General features: G+C 62.4%; 23 protein-coding genes. 7 read left to right on the top strand and 16 right to left on the bottom strand.

Features of this window, described 5'->3' with window-relative positions; all coding sequences use genetic code 11:
* Positions 1–28 precede the first annotated feature (28 nt).
* Together C7435_RS06290 and C7435_RS06285 are read right to left on the bottom strand one after the other, a co-directional pair.
* Positions 29–856 (bottom strand): aldo/keto reductase, encoded by an 828-nt coding sequence (locus tag C7435_RS06290; protein WP_121210464.1) that lies wholly within the window; start codon positions 854–856, stop codon positions 29–31.
* Positions 856–1,089: a BolA/IbaG family iron-sulfur metabolism protein gene (locus C7435_RS06285; RefSeq protein ID WP_075190562.1), complete on the bottom strand. Its 234-nt coding sequence runs from the start codon at positions 1,087–1,089 to the stop codon at positions 856–858. Before C7435_RS06285 ends, C7435_RS06290 begins: the two co-directional genes overlap by 1 nt.
* A gap of 181 nt (positions 1,090–1,270) precedes the next feature.
* On the opposite strand from C7435_RS06285, the gene C7435_RS06280 reads away from it, so the two are divergent.
* On the top strand, positions 1,271–1,774 hold the full coding sequence (locus C7435_RS06280; RefSeq protein WP_083635152.1) for a YHS domain-containing (seleno)protein: 504 nt from the start codon (positions 1,271–1,273) through the stop codon (positions 1,772–1,774).
* 77 nt (positions 1,775–1,851) lie between these two features.
* Positions 1,852–2,811 (top strand): M20/M25/M40 family metallo-hydrolase, encoded by a 960-nt coding sequence (locus C7435_RS06275; protein ID WP_121210463.1) that lies wholly within the window; start codon positions 1,852–1,854, stop codon positions 2,809–2,811.
* A gap of 24 nt (positions 2,812–2,835) precedes the next feature.
* On the opposite strand, the gene C7435_RS17090 is transcribed toward C7435_RS06275, so the two are convergent.
* A complete protein-coding gene (locus C7435_RS17090) occupies positions 2,836–2,991 on the bottom strand; it encodes a hypothetical protein (RefSeq protein ID WP_170150358.1) in 156 nt (51 codons plus the stop codon).
* 301 nt (positions 2,992–3,292) lie between these two features.
* Entirely contained in the window at positions 3,293–5,518 is a 2,226-nt protein-coding gene (purL, locus tag C7435_RS06270) for a phosphoribosylformylglycinamidine synthase subunit PurL (RefSeq protein ID WP_121210462.1), read from the bottom strand.
* 94 nt (positions 5,519–5,612) lie between these two features.
* On the opposite strand from purL, the gene C7435_RS06265 reads away from it, so the two are divergent.
* Together C7435_RS06265 and C7435_RS06260 are read left to right on the top strand one after the other, a co-directional pair.
* Positions 5,613–5,819: a type II toxin-antitoxin system HicA family toxin gene (locus tag C7435_RS06265; protein ID WP_121210461.1), complete on the top strand. Its 207-nt coding sequence runs from the start codon at positions 5,613–5,615 to the stop codon at positions 5,817–5,819.
* A gap of 12 nt (positions 5,820–5,831) precedes the next feature.
* Positions 5,832–6,290 carry a type II toxin-antitoxin system HicB family antitoxin gene (locus tag C7435_RS06260; protein ID WP_121210460.1) on the top strand — a complete coding sequence of 153 codons (459 nt, stop codon included), beginning with the start codon at positions 5,832–5,834 and terminating at the stop codon, positions 6,288–6,290.
* Here C7435_RS06260 and purQ read toward each other — a convergent pair.
* The 3 genes from purQ to purC all read right to left on the bottom strand — a co-directional run bounded on the left by purQ (position 6,287) and on the right by purC (position 8,516).
* Positions 6,287–6,949 carry a phosphoribosylformylglycinamidine synthase subunit PurQ gene (purQ, locus tag C7435_RS06255; RefSeq protein WP_121210459.1) on the bottom strand — a complete coding sequence of 221 codons (663 nt, stop codon included), beginning with the start codon at positions 6,947–6,949 and terminating at the stop codon, positions 6,287–6,289. The two genes, C7435_RS06260 and purQ, sit on opposite strands and share 4 nt — an antisense overlap.
* Positions 6,950–6,963: 14 nt before the next feature.
* A complete protein-coding gene (purS, locus tag C7435_RS06250) occupies positions 6,964–7,203 on the bottom strand; it encodes a phosphoribosylformylglycinamidine synthase subunit PurS (RefSeq protein ID WP_121210458.1) in 240 nt (79 codons plus the stop codon).
* 536 nt (positions 7,204–7,739) lie between these two features.
* Positions 7,740–8,516, bottom strand: a complete 777-nt coding sequence (gene purC / locus C7435_RS06245) for a phosphoribosylaminoimidazolesuccinocarboxamide synthase (protein ID WP_075190606.1) — start codon at positions 8,514–8,516, stop codon at positions 7,740–7,742.
* A 256-nt stretch (positions 8,517–8,772) separates the two neighbouring features.
* Between purC and C7435_RS06240 the strand changes: the two genes are divergently transcribed.
* Complete coding sequence (locus tag C7435_RS06240) at positions 8,773–9,096, top strand: DUF1476 domain-containing protein (protein ID WP_121210457.1); 324 nt, start codon at positions 8,773–8,775, stop codon at positions 9,094–9,096.
* Positions 9,097–9,156: 60 nt separating this feature from the next.
* Here C7435_RS06240 and C7435_RS06235 read toward each other — a convergent pair whose 3' ends face one another.
* The 6 genes from C7435_RS06235 to C7435_RS06215 all read right to left on the bottom strand — a co-directional run bounded on the left by C7435_RS06235 (position 9,157) and on the right by C7435_RS06215 (position 14,746).
* The gene (locus C7435_RS06235; RefSeq protein ID WP_121210456.1) at positions 9,157–9,621 is read right to left on the bottom strand and encodes a thioredoxin domain-containing protein; all 465 of its coding nucleotides are present in this window, start codon (positions 9,619–9,621) and stop codon (positions 9,157–9,159) included.
* Between the two features lie 6 nt (positions 9,622–9,627).
* Complete coding sequence (locus tag C7435_RS06230) at positions 9,628–10,188, bottom strand: pyridoxamine 5'-phosphate oxidase family protein (RefSeq protein WP_121210455.1); 561 nt, start codon at positions 10,186–10,188, stop codon at positions 9,628–9,630.
* Between the two features lie 290 nt (positions 10,189–10,478).
* On the bottom strand, positions 10,479–11,780 hold the full coding sequence (gene purB / locus C7435_RS06225) for an adenylosuccinate lyase (RefSeq protein WP_121210454.1): 1,302 nt from the start codon (positions 11,778–11,780) through the stop codon (positions 10,479–10,481).
* Between the two features lie 87 nt (positions 11,781–11,867).
* On the bottom strand, positions 11,868–12,611 hold the full coding sequence (locus C7435_RS06220) for a hypothetical protein (protein ID WP_147422640.1): 744 nt from the start codon (positions 12,609–12,611) through the stop codon (positions 11,868–11,870).
* A gap of 214 nt (positions 12,612–12,825) precedes the next feature.
* On the bottom strand, positions 12,826–13,443 hold the full coding sequence (locus C7435_RS16945) for a hypothetical protein (protein WP_143742917.1): 618 nt from the start codon (positions 13,441–13,443) through the stop codon (positions 12,826–12,828).
* 79 nt (positions 13,444–13,522) lie between these two features.
* Complete coding sequence (locus tag C7435_RS06215) at positions 13,523–14,746, bottom strand: threonine synthase (RefSeq protein WP_121210452.1); 1,224 nt, start codon at positions 14,744–14,746, stop codon at positions 13,523–13,525.
* 109 nt (positions 14,747–14,855) lie between these two features.
* On the opposite strand from C7435_RS06215, the gene C7435_RS06210 reads away from it, so the two are divergent.
* Positions 14,856–15,287: a hypothetical protein gene (locus tag C7435_RS06210; protein WP_121210451.1), complete on the top strand. Its 432-nt coding sequence runs from the start codon at positions 14,856–14,858 to the stop codon at positions 15,285–15,287.
* A 51-nt stretch (positions 15,288–15,338) separates the two neighbouring features.
* A complete protein-coding gene (locus C7435_RS06205; protein ID WP_170150357.1) occupies positions 15,339–15,731 on the top strand; it encodes a VOC family protein in 393 nt (130 codons plus the stop codon).
* Positions 15,732–16,046: 315 nt separating this feature from the next.
* Here the strand turns inward: C7435_RS06205 and radC are convergent, their stop codons facing one another.
* From radC to C7435_RS06190, 3 genes are all read right to left on the bottom strand, one after another.
* Positions 16,047–16,727, bottom strand: a complete 681-nt coding sequence (gene radC / locus C7435_RS06200) for a RadC family protein (RefSeq protein ID WP_121210449.1) — start codon at positions 16,725–16,727, stop codon at positions 16,047–16,049.
* A gap of 3 nt (positions 16,728–16,730) precedes the next feature.
* Entirely contained in the window at positions 16,731–17,570 is an 840-nt protein-coding gene (gene map, locus C7435_RS06195; RefSeq protein WP_121210448.1) for a type I methionyl aminopeptidase, read from the bottom strand.
* 89 nt (positions 17,571–17,659) lie between these two features.
* Positions 17,660–19,348: a M28 family metallopeptidase gene (locus tag C7435_RS06190; RefSeq protein ID WP_121210447.1), complete on the bottom strand. Its 1,689-nt coding sequence runs from the start codon at positions 19,346–19,348 to the stop codon at positions 17,660–17,662.
* Between the last annotated feature and the right edge of the window lie 15 nt (positions 19,349–19,363).

Here is a 19,363-nt window from a genome sequence, read left to right as displayed (position 1 = left end):
GAACTCCTCGGATCATCCTGATCGATAGCTAAGACGTCGGCTGCTTGGCTTCAAGAGCGGCAACCAGTGCCGCATTGGCGGCCAGATGGCTCGGTTTTGTGGTGAGGCACATCACACTGTTCGCGTAAGGCTGGGACAGGGCCCAGCGCAGACTGTCCGCCGGGCTGCCCGTGGTCGGTGCTACCGGATGACGCTGGAGCCGTTGTTTGACCCGCTGTGCAAGATACCAGAGATCGCCGCGCGAGCCGGGCACGCTTGGTGCCTGCGAAGCGCCGGCCATCGTTTCGATGCCGATGACCGAGAGCCCGGCGGCGCGGGCCTGTTCGAGTCGCTGCCGCTCCGCCTCGGTGAGACGCGCATTGACCGGTGCCATCAGCGCATCAAAAACGCCGAGTTCGATGGCGCGGTCGAGCTCGCCGCCGCGACCACACACACCGATATGGCGGATCATGCCGCGATCACGGAAGGCCTGCAGCCGGCGGATCAGCTTGTCGGTCAGCTCGTCCGGGGCGGGCCCGTGCAGCAATAGGAGGTCGACATGGTCGCGCTGCAGGCGTTTCAGCGAATCTCGCAGTGACATCTCCACCGCGCCGGCCGACAGGTCGCGATGACCGCCGGCATGCACGCCTGCCTTTGTCGCGACGAATACTTTGGCCCGTGGCACGGTTTTCAGCGCTGCACCGAGGCGTCGCTCAGCTTCGCCCCGGCCATAGGCGGGGCCGGTGTCGAACAGGGTGACGCCCAGATCAATCGCCTGGTGGATCAGCCGTGTCGTGGCACCGCGCCCGGCGCCCAGCCCGGCGTGCGGACCGGTGACACCAAAGCCGAGCCGGGAAAAGCCATCCGCGTCGATCATCAGGCGGGAACCCGGGTTTCCAGCGCGAGGGCGTGCAGCTCACCACCCATCTTGCCGCCCAGCGCCGCGTAGACCATCTGGTGTTGGGCGACGCGCAGCTTGCCGCGAAAGCTTTCTGCGGTGACGACGGCTTTCCAGTGATCATTGTCACCGGCCAGATCGGTCATCTCGACCTCGGCATCGGGAATTCCGGCCTTGATCAGGGCGATGATGTCGGTGGCGGGCATGGGCATGGTGTGTCCTCGTCGGATGTCTGGCGGGCGGGCTGTCGCGACTTTACGACCTGGCTTCACGATGGATCACATCCAACCGGCACGAGCGTGACCGGACGTGTCGTCGCGTGCACTATCCGCGCTGGCCGCTGCAGCCCATATCTGCGCCAAGCTAGTCGTGACTGCTGCAAGGGAAAAGACCATGACCGCCTTCTTCACTGCCAAATTTGTCGTGCGCCTCGGCCTCGGCCTCGCCAACCTTGTCCTGGCGGCCTTGTTCCTCGCCGGGATCGCCGATGCCGGTGAACCCTATCTCGACCGTGATGGCCGGCCCGTCGGTGGGCATGACGTGGTCAGCTATCACACTTCGGACGCGCCACTACCCGGGCTCGACAGCATCACCGCTGAGTATAATGGCGTGACCTGGTATTTCGCGACCGAGGACAATCGCGACCTGTTTGTTGCCAATCCGGCGCGTTATGCGCCGGCCTATGACGGTCATTGTGCCTACGCGCTGGCGAATGATCGCAAGGTGCGCAGCGACCCGCTGGCCTATCGCGTCGTTGATGGGGTGCTCTACATGAATTTCTCGGCCTCGATCCAGGAACGTTGGGAGCGCGACATTCCCGGCTATCTGGAACAGTCCGAGGCCAATTGGCCCGCGCATGAGGGCGAGCCGGCCGCATCTCCGCGCCGCTGGTTCTGATTGTTACGGAAAATTTGGTGGGGCGGTTGGCCCACGCATGGCAGTCTGCCCGCTGTTTTCTGAACCGGGGGTTTTCCATGCGCGCCATTCTGGCTTCTTCCATGTTTTCCATGGCCTTGCTGACGACGGCTTGTGCGGCCGTCCAACCCGGTGGCGCGGGTGAAGCCTGGTCGCTCGACCGGCCACAATTGCTCACTGATCTACGCGTCCTGGCGGCGGATGACATGGAAGGCCGCGAGGTCGGAACCGACGGCAATGCCCGTGCCCGCGCCTATATCATCACTCGTCTCGAGGCGATGGGCGTCGCCCCGGTCGGCGACAGCTATGAGCACGATTTCTCATTCGAAATGCGGCGGACGGGCGAGAAGGTAGACGGCGTCAATATCCTGGCCCGCATCGACGGGACCAGCGACAGCTCCCGGACCATGGTTGTTTCAGCGCATTATGATCACGAAGGCATGCGCGGCGAGCAAATCTGGAATGGTGCCGACGACAATGCCTCCGGTGTCGCCTCGGTTCTCGCCGTGGCAGAAATGTTCCTCGCCGATCCGCCCGAGCATGATGTGATCTTCGCCTTCGTCGACGCCGAGGAGCGTGGCTTGCAGGGCGCGCGGGCCTTTGTCGCCAATCCGCCAATCCCGGTCGAGAACATCACCTTCAACCTGAACATGGACATGGTTGCCATGTCGACCGACCGCATCCTGTGGGCCGTCGGCACCTACCACTATCCCTACCTGACGCCGATCGTCGAAGACGTGGCCTCTCGCGCCACGGTGTCGATGCCGATGGGCTATGACGAGCCGACCGAGGAGCCGGGTGGTGACTGGACCAATCTGACCGATAGCGGCGCCTTCCACGCTGCCGGTATTCCGTTCATTTATCTGGGCGTCGACTTCCACCCGCATTACCACCAGCCGAGTGACACGTATGAGAACATGACGCTGGATTTCTTCCAGGACGCCAGCGCGGCGATTGCCGATTTCGCCCGCCAGTCGGATGAGAATCTGGACATGATCGGCGAAGCATCGGGACGGTAGGCGAAGGTAAGATTGAACGCCTAGTCAAAATAGTTCGGCAAGGCGTTCCAAGATGTAACTCAAAAAGTCAGAGATCATCGCCCTGAGCAATATGGAGCGGATGTTCTGGATGAGTTCGGCTGCCCACTTGGATTGGCTAGGGACAGGATTCTTAGATTCTTTGTCGGTTATGTTGGCCATTGAACTCTCCTATCGAATTGCGCTTGGGGAGAGCCTGCGGACACTCTTTGATCGTTAAAACGCACCGGCTTTGGGCGCGACAGCAAATCAATCTAAAGTAGAAAGTATTGGTTCCCGGTAGAGATTCGGCCCAAACTGTAATCTTAAGCTGTGTTTCGAGCTGAGTGCGTTGTGTTTTCGAAGAATCATCCGACCAGAGGAGCCGTCGCTGCTGGCATTCAGAAGTTAGACGGGGAACAGCGCAGAAAAAAAAAGCCGCCGCGAGATCGCGGCGGCTTTTTGCTGTGTTCTGTGATGTGGACTATTCCGCCGCTTCCACCAATTGCTCCATCAAGCCGGGCATCCAGCCTTCCCACGCCGCGCGCAGGCGATCGAGTTCCAGCGGGTGGGCGCCATTGACGGTGACCGCCTTGCCGCCGGCGAGGCCAACCACATGGACCGGGATATCATCGGCCTTGGCGTCCTGCAGGATGGCGATGGCGTCTTCCTTGGCGGCCGCCAGGAGATAACGCCCCTGGTCCTCACCGAAGAGATAGCCATGCATGGGCACATTGCCTTCATGGGCGAGCTTGATGCCCATGTCCGAGGCCAGCGCCATATCGGCGGCGGCACAGGCCAAGCCGCCATCGGAGAGGTCGTGACAGGCGGAGAGGCGTCCGGCGCGGATCTGGCCGCGCACGAAATCGCCATTGGCTTTTTCAGCGTCGAGGTCGACCAGCGGCGCACCGCCGTCCTCGCGGTTTTCAATGACCTTGAGATAGACCGAGGCGCCAAGGCTGCCTTCAGTCTCGCCGACAACCAGCAGGATATCGCCTTCACGCATGCCGCCGAAATGGGCGCGTTTGGACATGTCCGGGATCAGGCCAACACCGCCAATCGCGGGGGTCGGCGGAATGGCGACGCCATTGGTCTCGTTGTAGAGGCTCACATTGCCGGACACGACCGGGAAGTCGAGCTTGGCGCAGGCCTCGGCCATGCCATCGATACAGCCGACGAACTGGCCCATGATCTCTTCACGCTCGGGACTGCCGAAATTGAGGCAATCAGTAATCGCGATCGGATCGGCACCGGTAGCCGTCAGATTGCGCCAGGCTTCGGCGACAGCCTGCTTGCCGCCCTCGAACGGGTTGGCAAAACAATAGCGCGGCGTGCAATCGGTGGTGATGGCCAGCGCCTTCTTGGTGCCGTGCACACGGACAATGGCGGCATCCGACGGGTCTTCCGACGAGGCTGCGGTATCGGCCATGACGTGGCGGTCATACTGTTTCCAGATCCAGGCCTTGGAGGCCATGTCGGGGCTCGACATGATCTTCAGCAGGATCTCGCCCATATGGTCGGGCTGGGCGACGTCCTTGGCATTGAGCTGGGCGCGCACTTCCGGCGCGAAATAGGGGCGCTCGTATTTCGGGGCGTCATCGGCCAGCGGGGCGACCGGGATATCGCAGACGGTCTCGCCCTTGTGGGTGAGGACCATGCGGCCGGTATCCGTGGTCTCGCCGATCACGGCGACATCGAGTTCCCACTTCTTGAAGATCTCGTAAGCGACGTCCTCGCGACCCGGCTTCATGATGACCAGCATGCGCTCCTGGCTTTCCGAGAGCATCATCTCGTAGGTCGTCATGTTGGTTTCGCGCTGGGGCACCTTGTCCATGTCGAGCGCAATGCCGATCCCGCCCTTGTCGGCCATTTCGACCGAGGAGGAGGTGAGGCCGGCCGCGCCCATGTCCTGGATGGCGGCAATGGCGTCGGTGGCCATCAGCTCGAGGCAGGCCTCGATCAGTTTTTTCTCGGTGAAGGGGTCACCGACCTGGACGGTGGGACGCTTCTCCTCGGAGGCATCATCAAATTCGGCCGAGGCCATGGTCGCGCCGTGAATGCCGTCGCGGCCGGTCTTGGAGCCGACATAGACGATCGGTTGGCCCGGCTCGGCGCCGCGGGCGTAGAAGATATTGTCGGCGTCCGCGAGGCCGACGGCCATCGCATTGACCAGGATGTTGCCATTATAGCCGGCGTGGAAATTGGTCTCGCCGCCGACGGTCGGCACACCGACGCAATTGCCATAGCCGCCAATGCCCGCGACGACGCCGGAGACCAGATGCGTGGTCTTCTTGTGCTCGGGCGCGCCAAAACGAAGCGCATTCATCAGCGCCACCGGGCGCGCGCCCATGGTGAAGACATCGCGCAGAATGCCGCCCACACCGGTCGCCGCACCCTGATAGGGCTCGATGAAGGAGGGGTGGTTGTGGCTTTCCATCTTGAAGATGCAGGCCTGGCCATCACCGATATCAATCACGCCGGCATTCTCGCCCGGCCCCTGGATCACCTTCTCGCCGGAGGTCGGCAGACGGCCCAGATGGGCGCGGGATGACTTGTAGGAACAATGCTCGGACCACATGACCGAGAAGATACCCAGCTCAACCAGGTTCGGCGCCCGGCCCAGACGGTCGAGAATGACGGCGTATTCGGCGTCATTGATACCGTGTTCCTTGACGATCTCGGCGGTGACTTGGTCCGAGTATTGAGTCATAATGCAACCTCAAGACGATAATCGATGTGCGCACAAACTTGTGCGCACATTATTGTGTTGTTCCGCGTCCTGCCTTATATCGAAGGAAGGCTCCATGAACGGCAAGGGTTTTATTCGCCGCCTGAGAGCCTACGCCAAGGCCAACGGGCTCGATCTCGCAATTTCCCCGGAGCGTGGCAAGGGCGGACACCAATTGGTTCGCCTCGATAATCGGCCGACGACAGTCAAATCGGGCGAGATTGGCAAGGGCTTGTTGGCCAAGATGTTGCGCGATCTCGCTGTGTCGAAAGAGAAATTCTGAGCGGAGACAGGCATGGACAAAGCTGATTTCACAATTTTCGCCTATCCGGTCCGGCTGCACAAAGATGAAGACGGGCGGAGCTGGGTCGAGTGTCGTGACCTGCCCGAGCTGGCTACCGATGGGGCCGACGAAAGCGAAGCGCTCAAAGGGGCAGCCGACGCGCTCGACCTGGTGATTCGGGATCGCTTGCGACGCGGCGAGGCCGTGCCGGACCCGTCACCGCGCCAACCGGGCGAAAACCTCGTCTGTCCCGACCATGTCACGGCTTATCGTGTGGTCCTCGCGCGCTGGGTCGCCGCAACCGGTCGCGGCGCCCAGAGTCAGCTCGCCCGCCGGCTCGGCAAGGGCGAAACCCATGTCCGGCGTCTGCTGGCCCCCGGTGGCGGTGCCAGCGTGAAAAGCTTCGTCGAAGCGCTCAGCGCCATCGGCTACGCCGCTGCGCCGTCGCTGGCGGTTATGAAGCGGGGCTAAGCGCTCCCCAGCAGGCTCTCAAACAGCGCCAGACCATCCGTGCCGCCATGCCCAGCGTCCACGGCGCGTTCCGGGTGGGGCATCATGCCCATGACATTGCCCTGCTCATTGGTGATGCCGGCGATGTCGCGGGCCGAGCCATTGGGGTTCTTGCCATAGCGGAACACCACCTGGCCTTCGCCCTCGATCCGGTCGAGCGTTTCGGGGTCGGCGAAGTAATTGCCATCATGATGGGCGATGGGGACCAGAAGCCGGGCGCCGGCCTCATAGCGCGAGGTGAATTGCGTATTGGCGTTCTCGACCGTGAGCGGCGCTTTCTCGCAGACGAATTTCAGCCCGGCATTGCGCATCAGCGCGCCCGGCAGGAGACCGCTCTCGGTGAGGATCTGGAAGCCGTTGCACACGCCCAGGACCGGCGCGCCGGTCGCGGCATGGGCGACGATGGCCGGCATGATGGCCGAGCGCGAGGCCATCGAGCCGCAGCGCAGATAATCGCCATAGGAAAACCCGCCCGGCACCATCACGAACTGGGTGCCCTCGGGCAATTCGCTCTCCTGGTGCCAGACCATGGCCGGCTTTTGACCCGTGACATGTTCGATCGCGTCGTGGGCATCACGATCACAATTGGAGCCCGGGAAGACGATGACGGCGGATTTCATGATGCCGGCCTCTCCTACGCCAGTTCGATCGAGTAGCTCTCGATCACCGGGTTGGAGAGGAGTTTGGCGCACATCTCATCGACGCGCTTGCGGGCGGATTCGACGTCATCGCCGGTCAGGTCCAGCTCGATCAGCTTGCCCTGGCGGACGGCTTCGACCTCGTCATACCCCATATTGTGCAGGGCGCCGGCAACGGCGGCGCCCTGGGGGTCCAGAACGCCGGGTTTCAGATAGACGTGGATTTTCGCTTTCACGGGCTCGACTCGCTTGTGCTGGTCACGACATTTCGCCCCTGCATAAAGCGGAGTCGTCGCGCGCGCAATTCGTGGGGCGTACGGATTCAGCAGGGCCGGTCTGTCGACCTTCTTTCTGCCCCCGCAAAGCAGGGGAAGTGGCCCGACGCGCGAGCGGCGGGACGAAGGGGGCCGAGCGCAGCGAGGAGGGCGGTGTTGTTGTCTTGTCAGCCAGCGGGCCTCAGCCGGTTTTCGAGGTCAAGGGCGCCGCAGGCGCCGCTTCGCGGTTACACCCTTGAGCTCGAAAACCGGCTGAGGCTTAGTCCCGGCAAGACATCAATGGACGAGTTTGCGCTGGCGCGCGCTTTGCCCAATTCACCCTCACCATTTTCCCGGCCGGAGCCCTGCAAAAGCGGGGTGGAGAGCCGGGATCTACGCGACCATCCGGCAAATGATGAGTCTCCGGTTGGTCCCGGATGGCGCTGCGCGCCTCCGGGAAAAATGGATAGGTTTGCGCGGAATGTTACTTCCCCACCTCGCCTTGTCTGGGCGAGGATCTACTTCGCCGCGTCGCCCTTGCCGACATCGCCATTGGCGGCGCCTTGGCCGCTTTCCTTCATGATGCCGAGACGGCGAGCGACTTCGGCATAGGCTTCCGTGACATTGCCCATGTCGCGGCGGAAGCGGTCCTTGTCCATTTTCTCGTTGGTTTCGAGATCCCACAGGCGGCAGCTGTCCGGGCTGATCTCGTCGGCGAGGACCGTGCGCACCATGTCGCCTTCGTAATGGCGACCGAATTCCAGCTTGAAGTCGACCAGGCGGATGCCGGCGCCGGTGAACAGGCCGCACAGGAAGTCGTTGACCCGCAGGGTCATCGCCATCATGTCGTCGATCTCCTGATGGGTCGCCCAGTTGAAGGCGGTGATGTGCTCTTCCGAGATCATCGGATCGCCCAGCTCGTCCTTCTTGTAGTAGAATTCGACGATGGAGCGCGGCAATTGCTCGCCCTCGGGCACGCCGAGACGGGTGCTGATCGAACCGGCGGCGACATTGCGGCAGACCACTTCCAGCGGAATGATCTCGACTTGGCGGACCAATTGTTCGCGCATGTTCAGGCGTTTGAGGAAATGGGTCGGAATGCCGATCCGGCCGAGACCGAGCATGATGTGCTCGGAGATCCGGTTGTTGAGAACACCCTTGCCCTCGAGTGTCGCGTGCTTCTGGTTGTTGAAGGCGGTCGCGTCGTCCTTGAAATACTGGACGATGGTGCCGGGCTCGGGGCCCTCATAGAGGATCTTGGCCTTGCCTTCGTAAATCATCTTGCGACGGGACATGGTGGGCGCTCCAGAGGCGGACCCGGCAGCCCCCAGCGGACGCCCGGCCATGAAAAAGCACGACGCGGCCCGAATCGAAGACCGGACCGCGTATCGGAGGCTGAAAATATCCCTCGCGGCCCTGTGGTGCAATCTCTTGTCGCGGTGCGGCATGAAGCCTGCGCGAGCTTCAGCGCAAAGATTGATTTGGCCGGGCGGCCAAGCTACTCAACAGGCAACACAACCGTCCATCAGGACCGTCTTCAGGGAGAGACCCATGTCGGGCATCGACGATCGCGAAAAAGGCTTCGAGAACAAGTACGCCCACGATCAGGAGATCGAGTTCAAGGCGACGGCCCGCCGCAACAAGCTGTTGGGCCTGTGGGCGGCCGAGCTGCTGGGGCTCGATGGTCCGGAATCGGAAGCCTATGCCAAGGCGGTGATCGCGTCCGATTTCGAGGAAGCCGGCGATGACGATGTCTTCCGCAAGGTGCGCGGTGATTTTGACGCCAAGGGCGTTGAGGTGTCCGACCATCTGCTGCGCAAGCAGATGGACGATCTCCTGGTCACCGCCCGCGAACAGATCCGCTCGCAGGGCTGATCTTTCGCTTGAACGTGACAGGAAAAGCCCCGGTCCTGCCGGGGCTTTTTGTTTGCGCCCTCAGACCCCCTCTGTCTCCAGCCGCTCGACCACGCGCAGCCAGCGGTCCAGGGCTTCGCGGATCTGGTCGCGGCCGTAATCCATCGTGATCATTTCGAAGACCTGGCCCGTTTCGCGGTCGATCAGCAGCATGAAGCCGGTCGAGCCGGCCGCCTCGCTGTAAATGTCCGTCAGGCCCTCAGCCTCGGCGAGTTCGCGCAGGCTTTCGCGCCGACCCAGCGTGAAGTCGAACTTCACCCAGCCGATGGCGGCGTCCTCATAGTCAGCGCGCACATCCTCGACGCGCGGCTCGATGATGCGGCAGGCCGAACACCAGGAGGAGCGGAACATGACGGCGGCCAGGCGCGGCCGCTCGGCGACCGCTTCGGTCACTTCGGCCTCCGCCGTTCCGTCCCATCCGGAGCGGAAGAAATTCGGCGCCATGAAGACGGCGAGGGCGGCAATGAGGATCAGGCTGAGGCGCATGGCGAACTACTCCGCTGCATCCGGCTTGACCAGGCCGGGTAGGCCGTCGATCGAGACCGCGTTCGAAACATAGCGCCGCTCCGACCATTCCTCGTCGGACTGGTGGGCATTGGCGCGGATCAGCTGGTCGCGTTCGCCAGCATAATCGTAAAAGGGCACACCCCAGCCGCAACTGTCCTGAATGCGGTCGATCTTCGCGGTGAAAATGGTACGCGCCTTGGGGAAGTCCGGGAAGAGGGCGAGCTTGTCGGCAAAACCCGGCTCATCAAAGGAGACCGCTTCGGCCTGGCCGTAGAGTCGCAGAATGTTGGCGGCGCCGTCAAAGGCGCAGAACATGAAGGTGATGCGGCCATTCTGGCGCACATGCGCCAGTGTCTCGATCCCCGATCCGCCGAGATCGAGATAGGCGACCTCATTGGGTCCCAGAATGCGGAAACTGTCATAGCCCTTGGGCGATAGGTTCACATGCCCGCCGTCTCCGGACGGGGCCGTGGCGACGAAGAACAGCTTCTGCTTCTCGATGAAGGCGCGGATGCGATCGTCGATATGGGGGTGAGTCTTGGCCATGGGGGGAGATTAGGCGCGCGCGGGCTGCCGGGCTACCGCGGCGAGCTCGATTTCACGGAGTTTTGTGTTCGCGGACGTGACGCCCCCTTGGCGCGAACCTGTCCATAGACTGCTTGCCGAGATGTCGCCGTATCCGGTTATCCAGGTCAAGGGCGCCGCAGGCGCCGCTTCGCGGTTGCACCCTTGAGCTGGATAACCGGATACGGCCTGCTGGCTGACAAGTGATCTATGGATCGTTGCGCGCCGTTGCGCGCGTTCTCAAAACTCCCGCGGGCGGAGTAGCGAGGCCCTCAGTCCCCGAACACCCGGCTAAAAATCGTGTCGACATGCTTCATGTGATAGGCCTCGTCGAAACAGGCCTCGATCTGGGCGTCTGTCATCAGGGCAGTGACGCCCTCATCGGCTTTCAGGTGATCGACCAGCATGCCGCCCTCATCCCAGGTTTTCATGCCATTGCGCTGGACCAGGCGATAGCTGTCCTCGCGGGAGGCACCGGCCTGGGTCAGGGCCAGAAGCACGCGCTGGGAATTGTGGATGCCGCCATAGGCCTGAAGGTTTTCCAGGCAGCGATCCTCATGCACGATCAGCTTTTCGATCATGCCGGCGGTGCGGTGCAGGGCGAAGTCGAGATGGACATTGGCGTCGGGGCCGATGCCGCGCTCGACGGAGGAGTGCGAGATATCGCGCTCATGCCAGAGGGCAATATTCTCCATCGCCGGCACCACGGCCGAGCGCACCAGGCGGGCCTGGCCGGTGAGGTTTTCGGTGAGGATCGGATTGCGCTTGTGCGGCATGGCCGACGAGCCCTTCTGGCCCGGCGAGAAATATTCCTGCGCCTCGCGCACTTCCGAACGCTGCAAATGGCGCACCTCGATAGCGATATTCTCGATCGCCGAGGCAATGAGGCCCAGCACGGCGAAATAATTGGCATGGCGGTCACGCGGGATGACCTGGGTCGAGACCGGCTCGACGGTGAGCCCCATCTGCTTGGCGACATGCTCTTCCACCGCCGGATCGATATTGGCAAAAGTGCCGATGGCGCCGGAAATGGCGCAAGTGGCGATCTCGTCACGCGCCGCGACCAGGCGGGCGCGATTGCGGTCAAACTCGGCATAAAAGCGCGCCAATTTCAGACCCATCGTGGTCGGCTCGGCATGGATGCCGTGCGAGCGACCGATGCAGGCGGTGAATTTGTGTTCCATGGCCCGCGTCTTCAGCGCCACCAGCACCCGGTCCATGCCCTCCAGCAGGAGGTCGGCGGACTGTTTCATCTGCGCGGCGAGGCAAGTGTCCAGCACGTCCGAAGAGGTCAGCCCCTGATGGACGAAACGGCTCTCCTCGCCGACATGCTCGGCCAGGTGGGTCAGGAAGGCGATGACATCATGCTTCACCTCGGCCTCGATCTCATTGATCCGGTCGACATCAAACTCGACATCCTTGGCCTTCCACACCGCCTCGACCGCCGATTGCGGCACCACACCCAGCTCCGCCAGCTTCTCCGTCGCGTGCGCCTCGATCAGATACCAGATCTTGTACTTGTTCTGGTCCGACCAGATGGCAGCCATTTCAGGACGGGTATAGCGGGGGATCATGAGCGGGCTCCGCGCGGTGTGAGACAGAAGCGCGGGGGATGCGATGGAATGGCGGAGAGGTCAAGGGGAGGGTGGGCTGAACGCGCGCTACCGGCCCACCTCATAGTCGAGAACTTCTGTCGTCACGCCGGCGTTTGCGTACCAGTAGGGCGTCTCGGTCTCGTCGAGCGCGGCGTATTCGGCCTTGGTATAAGTCAGGATTGAGCGCGGACGGTGCAGGATTGAGCGCGCCAGTTGCCCGCCCGCGTAAAACAAGACCCGGAAGACCTGATAGGCCACTTCGCGCGGGCTGAACGCCGGGCCTGGATGGACCAAGCGATAGCGATTGACGTATTGGCCAAGCGTCTGCTTGCGACGTGCGATGTGCCAGCCGGTATAAATCAGCCAGGCGACGGGGCCGAGCGGCTCCACGAAGTGGCGCGGCAGGCCGAGCCAGTCCGGGTCAAACGGGTGGCCAAGCTGCATCTCGTTGAGCGTCAGCAAGAGCAACTGCGCGGGCAGGGCGATGGCCAGTTGCGCAGCGGCGTAATCGACCATGCCGGCCCGGAACCGCTGTTCGGGCAGGATAGCCTTGTGGCGTGCCGAGGTCGGCAGCGCCGGTTCGCAGAGTAGCACGATCGCCGGGCCGAGTAGCAGCGCGATCGCGTTCAGGCTCTCGCTCAAGCCATCCGGGACGGCCAGGTCCCGGCGCAGCGCCAGAATGAAGTCGCCATACTTGCCGCCGCCCTCGATCCAAGTTGCGTGCAGGATGATTTCGAGACCGACCGGCACAAGCCAGAGCGCGATCAGGGCCCAGCCCAGGACGTAACGGTTGACGTGCAATCTTCGCATGCGCCTATCTTGGCCTGCAAAACCCCGCCTTGGCGAGAGGGTTTGACCGTGCGTCTGTCCGGGCGCGCCCGAGCACCGCCTCTCCCCGACCGGGGAGAGGAATCAAAGGTGAGGGGCGCGCTGCGGCAGCTGCGCAACTAAAATTTGTCCCAATCTACATTCGACAGACCGATGATCTCCCTCGGTCGTTCGGCCACACACGGAAATGAAGCGCTCACAACGTCTGGGCGGAGCTTTCGCTGCCGCAGTTTGCGGGTGGGCTCTTTCCCGATGTGCACGATGCTTCCGGAGGTAAAATTTCGCCTCCAACAGGGGCTGACTCAATTGCATGCTGGCCGAGCCATGGCCACCACTCAAAGTGGCTACCAAGGAAGAAAAGCGACCAAATCGCTCCTTGAACAAGAAAAGTTACCGCCCACCAGTTCCACCGATCAAATTGTCTCGTTTTGTTTCGTGGCGTTGGCGGAAGTTCCAACATTCGAGAGACAGCGCCCTTCTGTTGAATTTGTTCAAAGACGACGGTTCGGGCAGCCACATCCCATTTTTTCCACGCTACAGCGTTCTCAGATTCTTCTACCCAAACTGCTCTCAAGGTGTTGAATGAACAGTAGAGCGATGCAGCGTAAAATATGAGCGCTGATGCGATTAACAGTCGTTGTGTATCGGCAGCGGTGTCGAACTGCCCGACAAGCAGAGCTATCCCACCTGCTGCACCTGCAACCAAGTATCGCCCTTGTTCTTTCTTGGCGTTAGCCGACTCTGACTCGTGCTTGTGCGACTGGGTGATCGCGTAGTCCGCAATCTCACGCTCGAACGATGATGGCTCAGTCATGCAACTAAGTTTCCATTTTTGAATCCGTCAAAATTTCGCATTTCAGACGCGTCTGTTTGTTGTCACGCAAGCATTTAAATCACATCGCCGCCCAATCCACATCCCCGTGCCGATCCAGCATCACGGCCCCGTCCGGCATCGCGTATTTCAGGCCCGAGCCGCAATTGAACAACACGCATTCGGCGTCGCGCGCCAGCAGCCCGTCGCCCATCGCCTTTTCCATGGCGGCCAGCGTCGCCGCGCCCTCGGGACAGAGCAACAGCCCGTCCTCGCGGGCGCAGCGTGTCCGCGCCGTTTCGATCGCGTCTTCCGACACAGCGAGCGCAGCCCCACCGCTCTCGCGCACGGCGTCCAGGATCAGAAAATCACCGATCGCCTTGGGGACGCGGATGCCCATGGCGGCGGTCTGGGCGTCGAGCCATTCTTCGGCGTGTCTCGCGCCGTCCTCAAAGGCCTTGACAATCGGCGCGCAGCCTTCGGCCTGGACGGCGAACATTTTCGGGCGCTCCGGGCCGATCCAGCCGAGTTCTTCCATCTCGTCGAAGGCTTTCCACATGCCGATCAGGCCGGTGCCGCCGCCGGTCGGGTAGAAGATCGCATCGGGCACCCGCCAGCCGAGTTGGGCGGCGAGTTCCAGGCCCATCGTCTTCTTGCCCTCGATCCGGAAGGGCTCCTTGAGGGTGGAGACATCAAACCAGCCCATCTTCTCCTTGCCGGCCCCGACGAGGGCGCCGCAATGATGGATGAAGCCGTTGACCTTGAAGACGCGGGCGCCCTGCAGCGCCATCTCGCGCAGATTGGCTTCCGGCGTGTCCTCCGGCGCAAAGCACCAGCTCTCCATGCCCATGCGGCTGGCATAGGCCGACAGGGCGGCGCCGGCATTGCCATTGGTCGGCATGGCGAGGCGTTTGAGGTCGTATTGATGGGCCATGGCGACGGCGAGGGCGAGGCCGCGCGCCTTGAATGAGCCGGTCGGCAGGCGGCCCTCATCCTTGACCCAGACCTTACCCGTCGCGCCGGATGCCTTGCCGGTGGCCGGCACATCGATCAGCGGCGTATCGATTTCGCCGAGGGCGCAGACATGAGCGTCGCCCGCCACCGGCAGAAGCTCGCGCCATTTCCAGAATCCGCCACCGCGCGCCCAGATCGCGCCGCGATCATTTTCCGCCTTCATTTTCTCAAGGTCATAGCGCGCCAGAAGCGGCTTGCCGGCCTTGGAGAGATTGTGCGGCTGGTCGGCCTCGTATCGCTCACCCGTCTCGGAGCATTCCAGATGGGTGAAATAGTTGGCGGGGGCTTGCATCTTGCTCCGGTCCTCTTGCGTCCGACCGGCCAGAGGCTAGGCGACAGGCGCGCCGCGTCCAGCCTGTTTTCCATCTGTGCGGCCGGGCAAAGCAGCGATAGGTTGGCCCATGAGCTCGATCTACGAACTGCCCCTGCTGGACGGCCCGCTGGATATTGTTTGCCCGCATTGTGGCGGGCGCGCAGTGTTCTCGACCTCGCATAGCAAGCCCTTGCCGGTGAGTTTGCGCACCGCAACGGGCGAAATTCTGCCCGATAATTGGGACGGGCAGGTGCGGTGCAGTGCGTGCGGGCATGCGGCCAAGCATGCGCTCGACTGGCCGTCGGACGCCTGGTTCAAGCTGGACCATCGTGGTGAAACCTTGTGGGCCAAGGACGCCGCCATGCTGGCGGAAATTCGCCGTTTCATCGCTGCCGGGGCGGAGCGTCAGGCGATCAAGAAGACCAGCAGTCATGCCCGCTATCTGGTCCGCATCCCGGCGATCTTCCTCAAAGCGAGTGATCGCGAGGCCCTGCTCCGCAAGATTGACCGGCTGTGCTAGCCCGACCAGCCCTTGCGCCCTATGCTTCGGCAACAAGCGAAGGAGAACAAGATGGCGAAAATCATTGGTGTCGGCGGCATCTTCTTTCACAGCCCCGATCCGGCGGCGCTGATGGCCTGGTATCAGGACAAGCTGGGCCTTGAGATCAATGATTATGGCGGCGCCGACTTCCTGCATGCCGACAGCGGCAAGGCCTTTCCGCAGGGCGCGCGGACGATCTTCTCCGGCTTCAAAACCGGGACGGATTATTTCAAACCGTCCGACAAGCCTTTCATGATCAATCTCATGATCGATGACATGGACGGCATGCTGGCGCGCTTGGCCGAGAAGGGCGTTGCGCTGGAAGGCGAGCCCCAGGATTTCGACTATGGTCGCTTTGCCTGGGTGATGGATCCGAACGGGACCAAGATCGAGCTCTGGCAGCCGATTGAACCGGCGGGGTAGGGTCGGCGTCTCGGGAGTTTTCCCCAACGCGCGCCGCACAATTTTCCCGGACGCGCAGAGCGCGATCCGGGATCGACGTTGGGCATATCGCTGCAGGACGGGCGCAAAGGCTGGTGTCGGGTTCGGTTAGCCCCGGATCTTCGCCCGGCTTTCGCCGGGCTGCGTCCGGGGGAAATGCACCTGTCGTGTAAGGAGGGGCAATTCCGGTGCCCCGCCTCTCCATTGTTTGCTGATAAGCAATCTTAAGGGTTATTGCGACCCGTGGCTCGCTCTTTCCGGGCCACATATGACGCCACCCGGGTTATGGCTGAGGTCCTACATCAACCCCAACGTCTTGAAGCTCGCCGTATTCTCCCGGCCGATCACCAGGTGGTCATGCACCGCGATTTCAAACGGTTTGCAAATCTCCATCAGCGTGCGGGTCATCTCGATATCGGCCTGGCTGGGCGTGGCGTCGCCGGAGGGGTGGTTGTGCACCAGGATGATGGCCGAGGCCTCGTGGGCGAGGGCGGCCTTGACCACTTCGCGGGGATAGACCGGCGCATGATCGATCGTACCTTCGCCCAGGACCTGGTCGGCGATCAGCTTGTTCTTGCGGTCGAGGAATAGAACGCGGAACTGTTCCGTCGTGGCGTGCTGCATGGCGGTGCGGCAATAGGCGACCAGGGCTGACCAGGAGGTGATGACCGGTCGCCCGATGGCCTGTTCGCGGGCCAGGCGTTCGGCCAGCGGCTGGATGAGTTTGAGGTCGGCGGCGACCCGCTCGGAGACGCCCTTGATGGCGGTCAGCTCGCGGACCTCGGCGCCAGCGACGCCGCCCAGATCACCGAAGCGGGCGATCAGGTCCTTGGCGATGGGTTTGGTGTCGCGGCGCGGGATGCAGCGGAACAGGTAGAGCTCAAGCAATTCATAATCGTGAAGCGCTAATCCACCCGCTGAGGTTAGCTTTTCACGCAGCCGGTCCCGATGACCTGTATGTGATGCCAGGTCGGTCATGGTCTAGCGGTTGGAATAGGGGGGCTTGTCGAGGCCCTTGGGCGATTTTGTGAAGATCTCGACGCCGTCGGCGGTGACGCCGCAGGAGTGCTCGAACTGGGCCGAGAGTGACTTGTCACGGGTGACGGCGGTCCAGCCATCGGACAGGACTTTCACATCCGGCCGACCGAGATTGAGCATGGGTTCGACGGTGAAGAACATGCCCTGTTTCAGCTCGGGGCCTTCGCCATGTTCGCCGAAATGCAGGACATTCGGGCTGTCATGGAAATTCTGGCCGAGGCCGTGACCGCAGAAATCACGGACGATGGAGCAGCGGCGCTCCTCGGCATAATCTTGGATGATGGCGCCGATCGTGCCCAGGGTGACGCCCGGCTTGATCGCATTGATACCGGCCATCATCGCTTCATAGGTCGTGTCGACCAGCAGCTCGGCCTTCCGGCGCGGTTCGCCGATCGTGTACATGCGACTGGTATCGCCATGCCAGCCATCGACCACGACCGTCACATCGATATTGACGATATCGCCCGCCTTGAGCGGCTTGGGTCCGGGAATGCCATGGCAGACGACATGGTTCACCGAGGTGCACAACGAGTGCCGATAGCCGCGATAGAAGAGCGTCGCCGGCACGGAGCCATGATCAAAGGCGTATTCACGCGCCAGCTTGTCGAGCCAGCCGGTGGTATTGCCGGGACGGGCGTGCTCGACCAGCATGTCGAGGATTTCAGCCGCCAGGCGACCGGCCTTGCGCATGCCTTCGAACGCCTCCGGTCCATGCAGCTTGATGCGGCCATCGCGCGGGCTGGCGCTGTCTGTATCGGTCACGGTCTCGTAGGCAGTCGTCAAGTCGGTACTCCTTCAACACCCGCTTATAAACAGAGCGCGCGCCGTTTGGAACGGCGCGCGCCTGCATTTCTCAGCGTTTGGCTTGGAGTCTATTCGGCGTCGTCGCCGAACAGATTGCCGAAGAAGCTGTCATCATTCCAGGCCGGACGCTCGTCGCTGTCAGCGATTTCGCGGGCGATCATGTAGTTGATATTGGCAAATTTGGCGCCTTGCTCGAACAGGACTTCCAGCTCGCCATCCAACTGGTCGGTCTGGCGGTGGTAGTGGGTGTTGAGAAAGCCCATGAAGCCTTCACCCTCATCCCAACGCGGATCCGGCGAGGAGAAGCCGGTCATCAGGAACAGCGCCGGCACGCCTTCGCGCACGAAATTATAGTGGTCCGAGCGCACGAAGAGCGATTGTTCCGGCAGCGGGTCTTCGCTCACTTCAATACCCATGCGGGCAGCGGCGCGGGTGGCGATCGGTCCGAGATTGGAGTGGTTCGAGCCGAAGGCGATCACGTCGGCGAAGTCGTAGACGATGACCGGCATGTCGAGATTGACATTGGCGACGATCTGTTCGGCCGGAACCGTCGGGTTGCGGGCAAAATGCTCGGAACCCAGAAGGCCTTTTTCTTCCGCCGTCAGGGCAACAAACAGCACTGACCGGCGCGGCGCCCCCTCTTCGAGGAAGGTCCGGGCCGTCTCCAGCATGATCGACACGCCCGAAGCATTGTCGACCGCACCATTGCAGATCTGGTCGCTATCATCGGTGGTGTTGCAGGCACCGCCCGAGCGCATGTGATCGGTGACTGAACCGATATGGTCCAGGTGGGCAGTGAGTACCAGGAACTCATCTGCCAGCTCCGGGTCGGAGCCACGGATCATGCCGACGACATTCGGGGCATCGAAAGGCTCGGACAGGGTGCGTTGCTGGATGGTGACCGAATGCGGCAGGGCGAAACGCGGATAGCTCGGCTCTTCCGCCGACATGGCGGTGCGAACATCTTCCAGGCTCATTTCCGCGCCCTCAAACAGGCGGGCGCCGAGTTCGGCCGTGACATTGGCTGTGGCGGCCACACTGTCATAGCCGGACGGGCCGGTGGCGGTGGTCAGGCGGACCGCCGGACCATTGCCGAAACGCTCAGCGTAACCGGCCAGTTGTTCCGGTGTCCAGCTGGTCAGCGAGATCATGCCGATCGCACCGTGCGCGGCGGCGACATTGCGCTTGGTGGTCCCGGAATTGTGGTGGGCACGCTCTTCGGACAGGCCTTCGAACACGCCTTCCGGCACGCCGCCCATGACGACGACGATCTTGCCGTCAACATCCAGGCCCGCATAATCGTCATGACCGCGATTGGCCGCCGAAACGCCATGGCCGACAAAGACCAGCTCGCCAGTGACGGTCGCTTCCAGCACGCTGGGGTTTGACGAGATGAAGACGTCGGTGCCGTGGGCAAAGGTCTCGTCGCCCAGCGTCAGCCGGTTGAATTCCGGATCCGGGCGGACTTCGTGCATGGGGACTTCGGCAAAATAGCCGCCATTGTCGCCAGCGGCTTCGAGGCCGAGCAGCCGCATCTGGGCGGCGACATAGTTGGCGGCGATTTCATAGCCGTCGGTGCCTGGATCGCGGCCTGCCAGATAGTCAGAGGCGAGGAAGCGGATATGGGCTTCGATATTGACGGCACTGACATTCGGCGCGAAGGCGGCGTCCGCCACATCCGTTGTCGTGTCAGTGTCGTTTGCGGCCGTACAGGCGGCCAGCGCCAGACCGGCAAGGGCCGGAATGAGATACTTCATATAAGCCTCCCCCAA

This window comes from Maricaulis maris (assembly GCF_003634045.1).
Lineage (GTDB): Bacteria > Pseudomonadota > Alphaproteobacteria > Caulobacterales > Maricaulaceae > Maricaulis > Maricaulis maris.
The sequence above is the reverse complement of the archived record's forward strand: the minus strand, read 5'-3'. Positions and strand labels throughout refer to the sequence as shown.

Bases quoted from the DNA above. Each gene is read 5' to 3' on its own strand.
- C7435_RS06290 (WP_121210464.1), bottom strand. From the start codon at position 856: ATGATCGACGCGGATGGCTTTTCCCGGCTCGGCTTTGGTGTCACCGGT.
- C7435_RS06285 (WP_075190562.1), bottom strand. From the start codon at position 1,089: ATGCCCATGCCCGCCACCGACATCATCGCCCTGATCAAGGCCGGAATT.
- C7435_RS06280 (WP_083635152.1), top strand. From the start codon at position 1,271: ATGACCGCCTTCTTCACTGCCAAATTTGTCGTGCGCCTCGGCCTCGGC.
- C7435_RS06275 (WP_121210463.1), top strand. From the start codon at position 1,852: ATGCGCGCCATTCTGGCTTCTTCCATGTTTTCCATGGCCTTGCTGACG.
- C7435_RS17090 (WP_170150358.1), bottom strand. From the start codon at position 2,991: ATGGCCAACATAACCGACAAAGAATCTAAGAATCCTGTCCCTAGCCAA.
- purL (WP_121210462.1), bottom strand. From the start codon at position 5,518: ATGACTCAATACTCGGACCAAGTCACCGCCGAGATCGTCAAGGAACAC.
- C7435_RS06265 (WP_121210461.1), top strand. From the start codon at position 5,613: ATGAACGGCAAGGGTTTTATTCGCCGCCTGAGAGCCTACGCCAAGGCC.
- C7435_RS06260 (WP_121210460.1), top strand. From the start codon at position 5,832: ATGGACAAAGCTGATTTCACAATTTTCGCCTATCCGGTCCGGCTGCAC.
- purQ (WP_121210459.1), bottom strand. From the start codon at position 6,949: ATGAAATCCGCCGTCATCGTCTTCCCGGGCTCCAATTGTGATCGTGAT.
- purC (WP_075190606.1), bottom strand. From the start codon at position 8,516: ATGTCCCGTCGCAAGATGATTTACGAAGGCAAGGCCAAGATCCTCTAT.
- C7435_RS06240 (WP_121210457.1), top strand. From the start codon at position 8,773: ATGTCGGGCATCGACGATCGCGAAAAAGGCTTCGAGAACAAGTACGCC.
- C7435_RS06235 (WP_121210456.1), bottom strand. From the start codon at position 9,621: ATGCGCCTCAGCCTGATCCTCATTGCCGCCCTCGCCGTCTTCATGGCG.
- C7435_RS06230 (WP_121210455.1), bottom strand. From the start codon at position 10,188: ATGGCCAAGACTCACCCCCATATCGACGATCGCATCCGCGCCTTCATC.
- purB (WP_121210454.1), bottom strand. From the start codon at position 11,780: ATGATCCCCCGCTATACCCGTCCTGAAATGGCTGCCATCTGGTCGGAC.
- C7435_RS06220 (WP_147422640.1), bottom strand. From the start codon at position 12,611: ATGCGAAGATTGCACGTCAACCGTTACGTCCTGGGCTGGGCCCTGATC.
- C7435_RS16945 (WP_143742917.1), bottom strand. From the start codon at position 13,443: ATGACTGAGCCATCATCGTTCGAGCGTGAGATTGCGGACTACGCGATC.
- C7435_RS06215 (WP_121210452.1), bottom strand. From the start codon at position 14,746: ATGCAAGCCCCCGCCAACTATTTCACCCATCTGGAATGCTCCGAGACG.
- C7435_RS06210 (WP_121210451.1), top strand. From the start codon at position 14,856: ATGAGCTCGATCTACGAACTGCCCCTGCTGGACGGCCCGCTGGATATT.
- C7435_RS06205 (WP_170150357.1), top strand. From the start codon at position 15,339: ATGGCGAAAATCATTGGTGTCGGCGGCATCTTCTTTCACAGCCCCGAT.
- radC (WP_121210449.1), bottom strand. From the start codon at position 16,727: ATGACCGACCTGGCATCACATACAGGTCATCGGGACCGGCTGCGTGAA.
- C7435_RS06190 (WP_121210447.1), bottom strand. From the start codon at position 19,348: ATGAAGTATCTCATTCCGGCCCTTGCCGGTCTGGCGCTGGCCGCCTGT.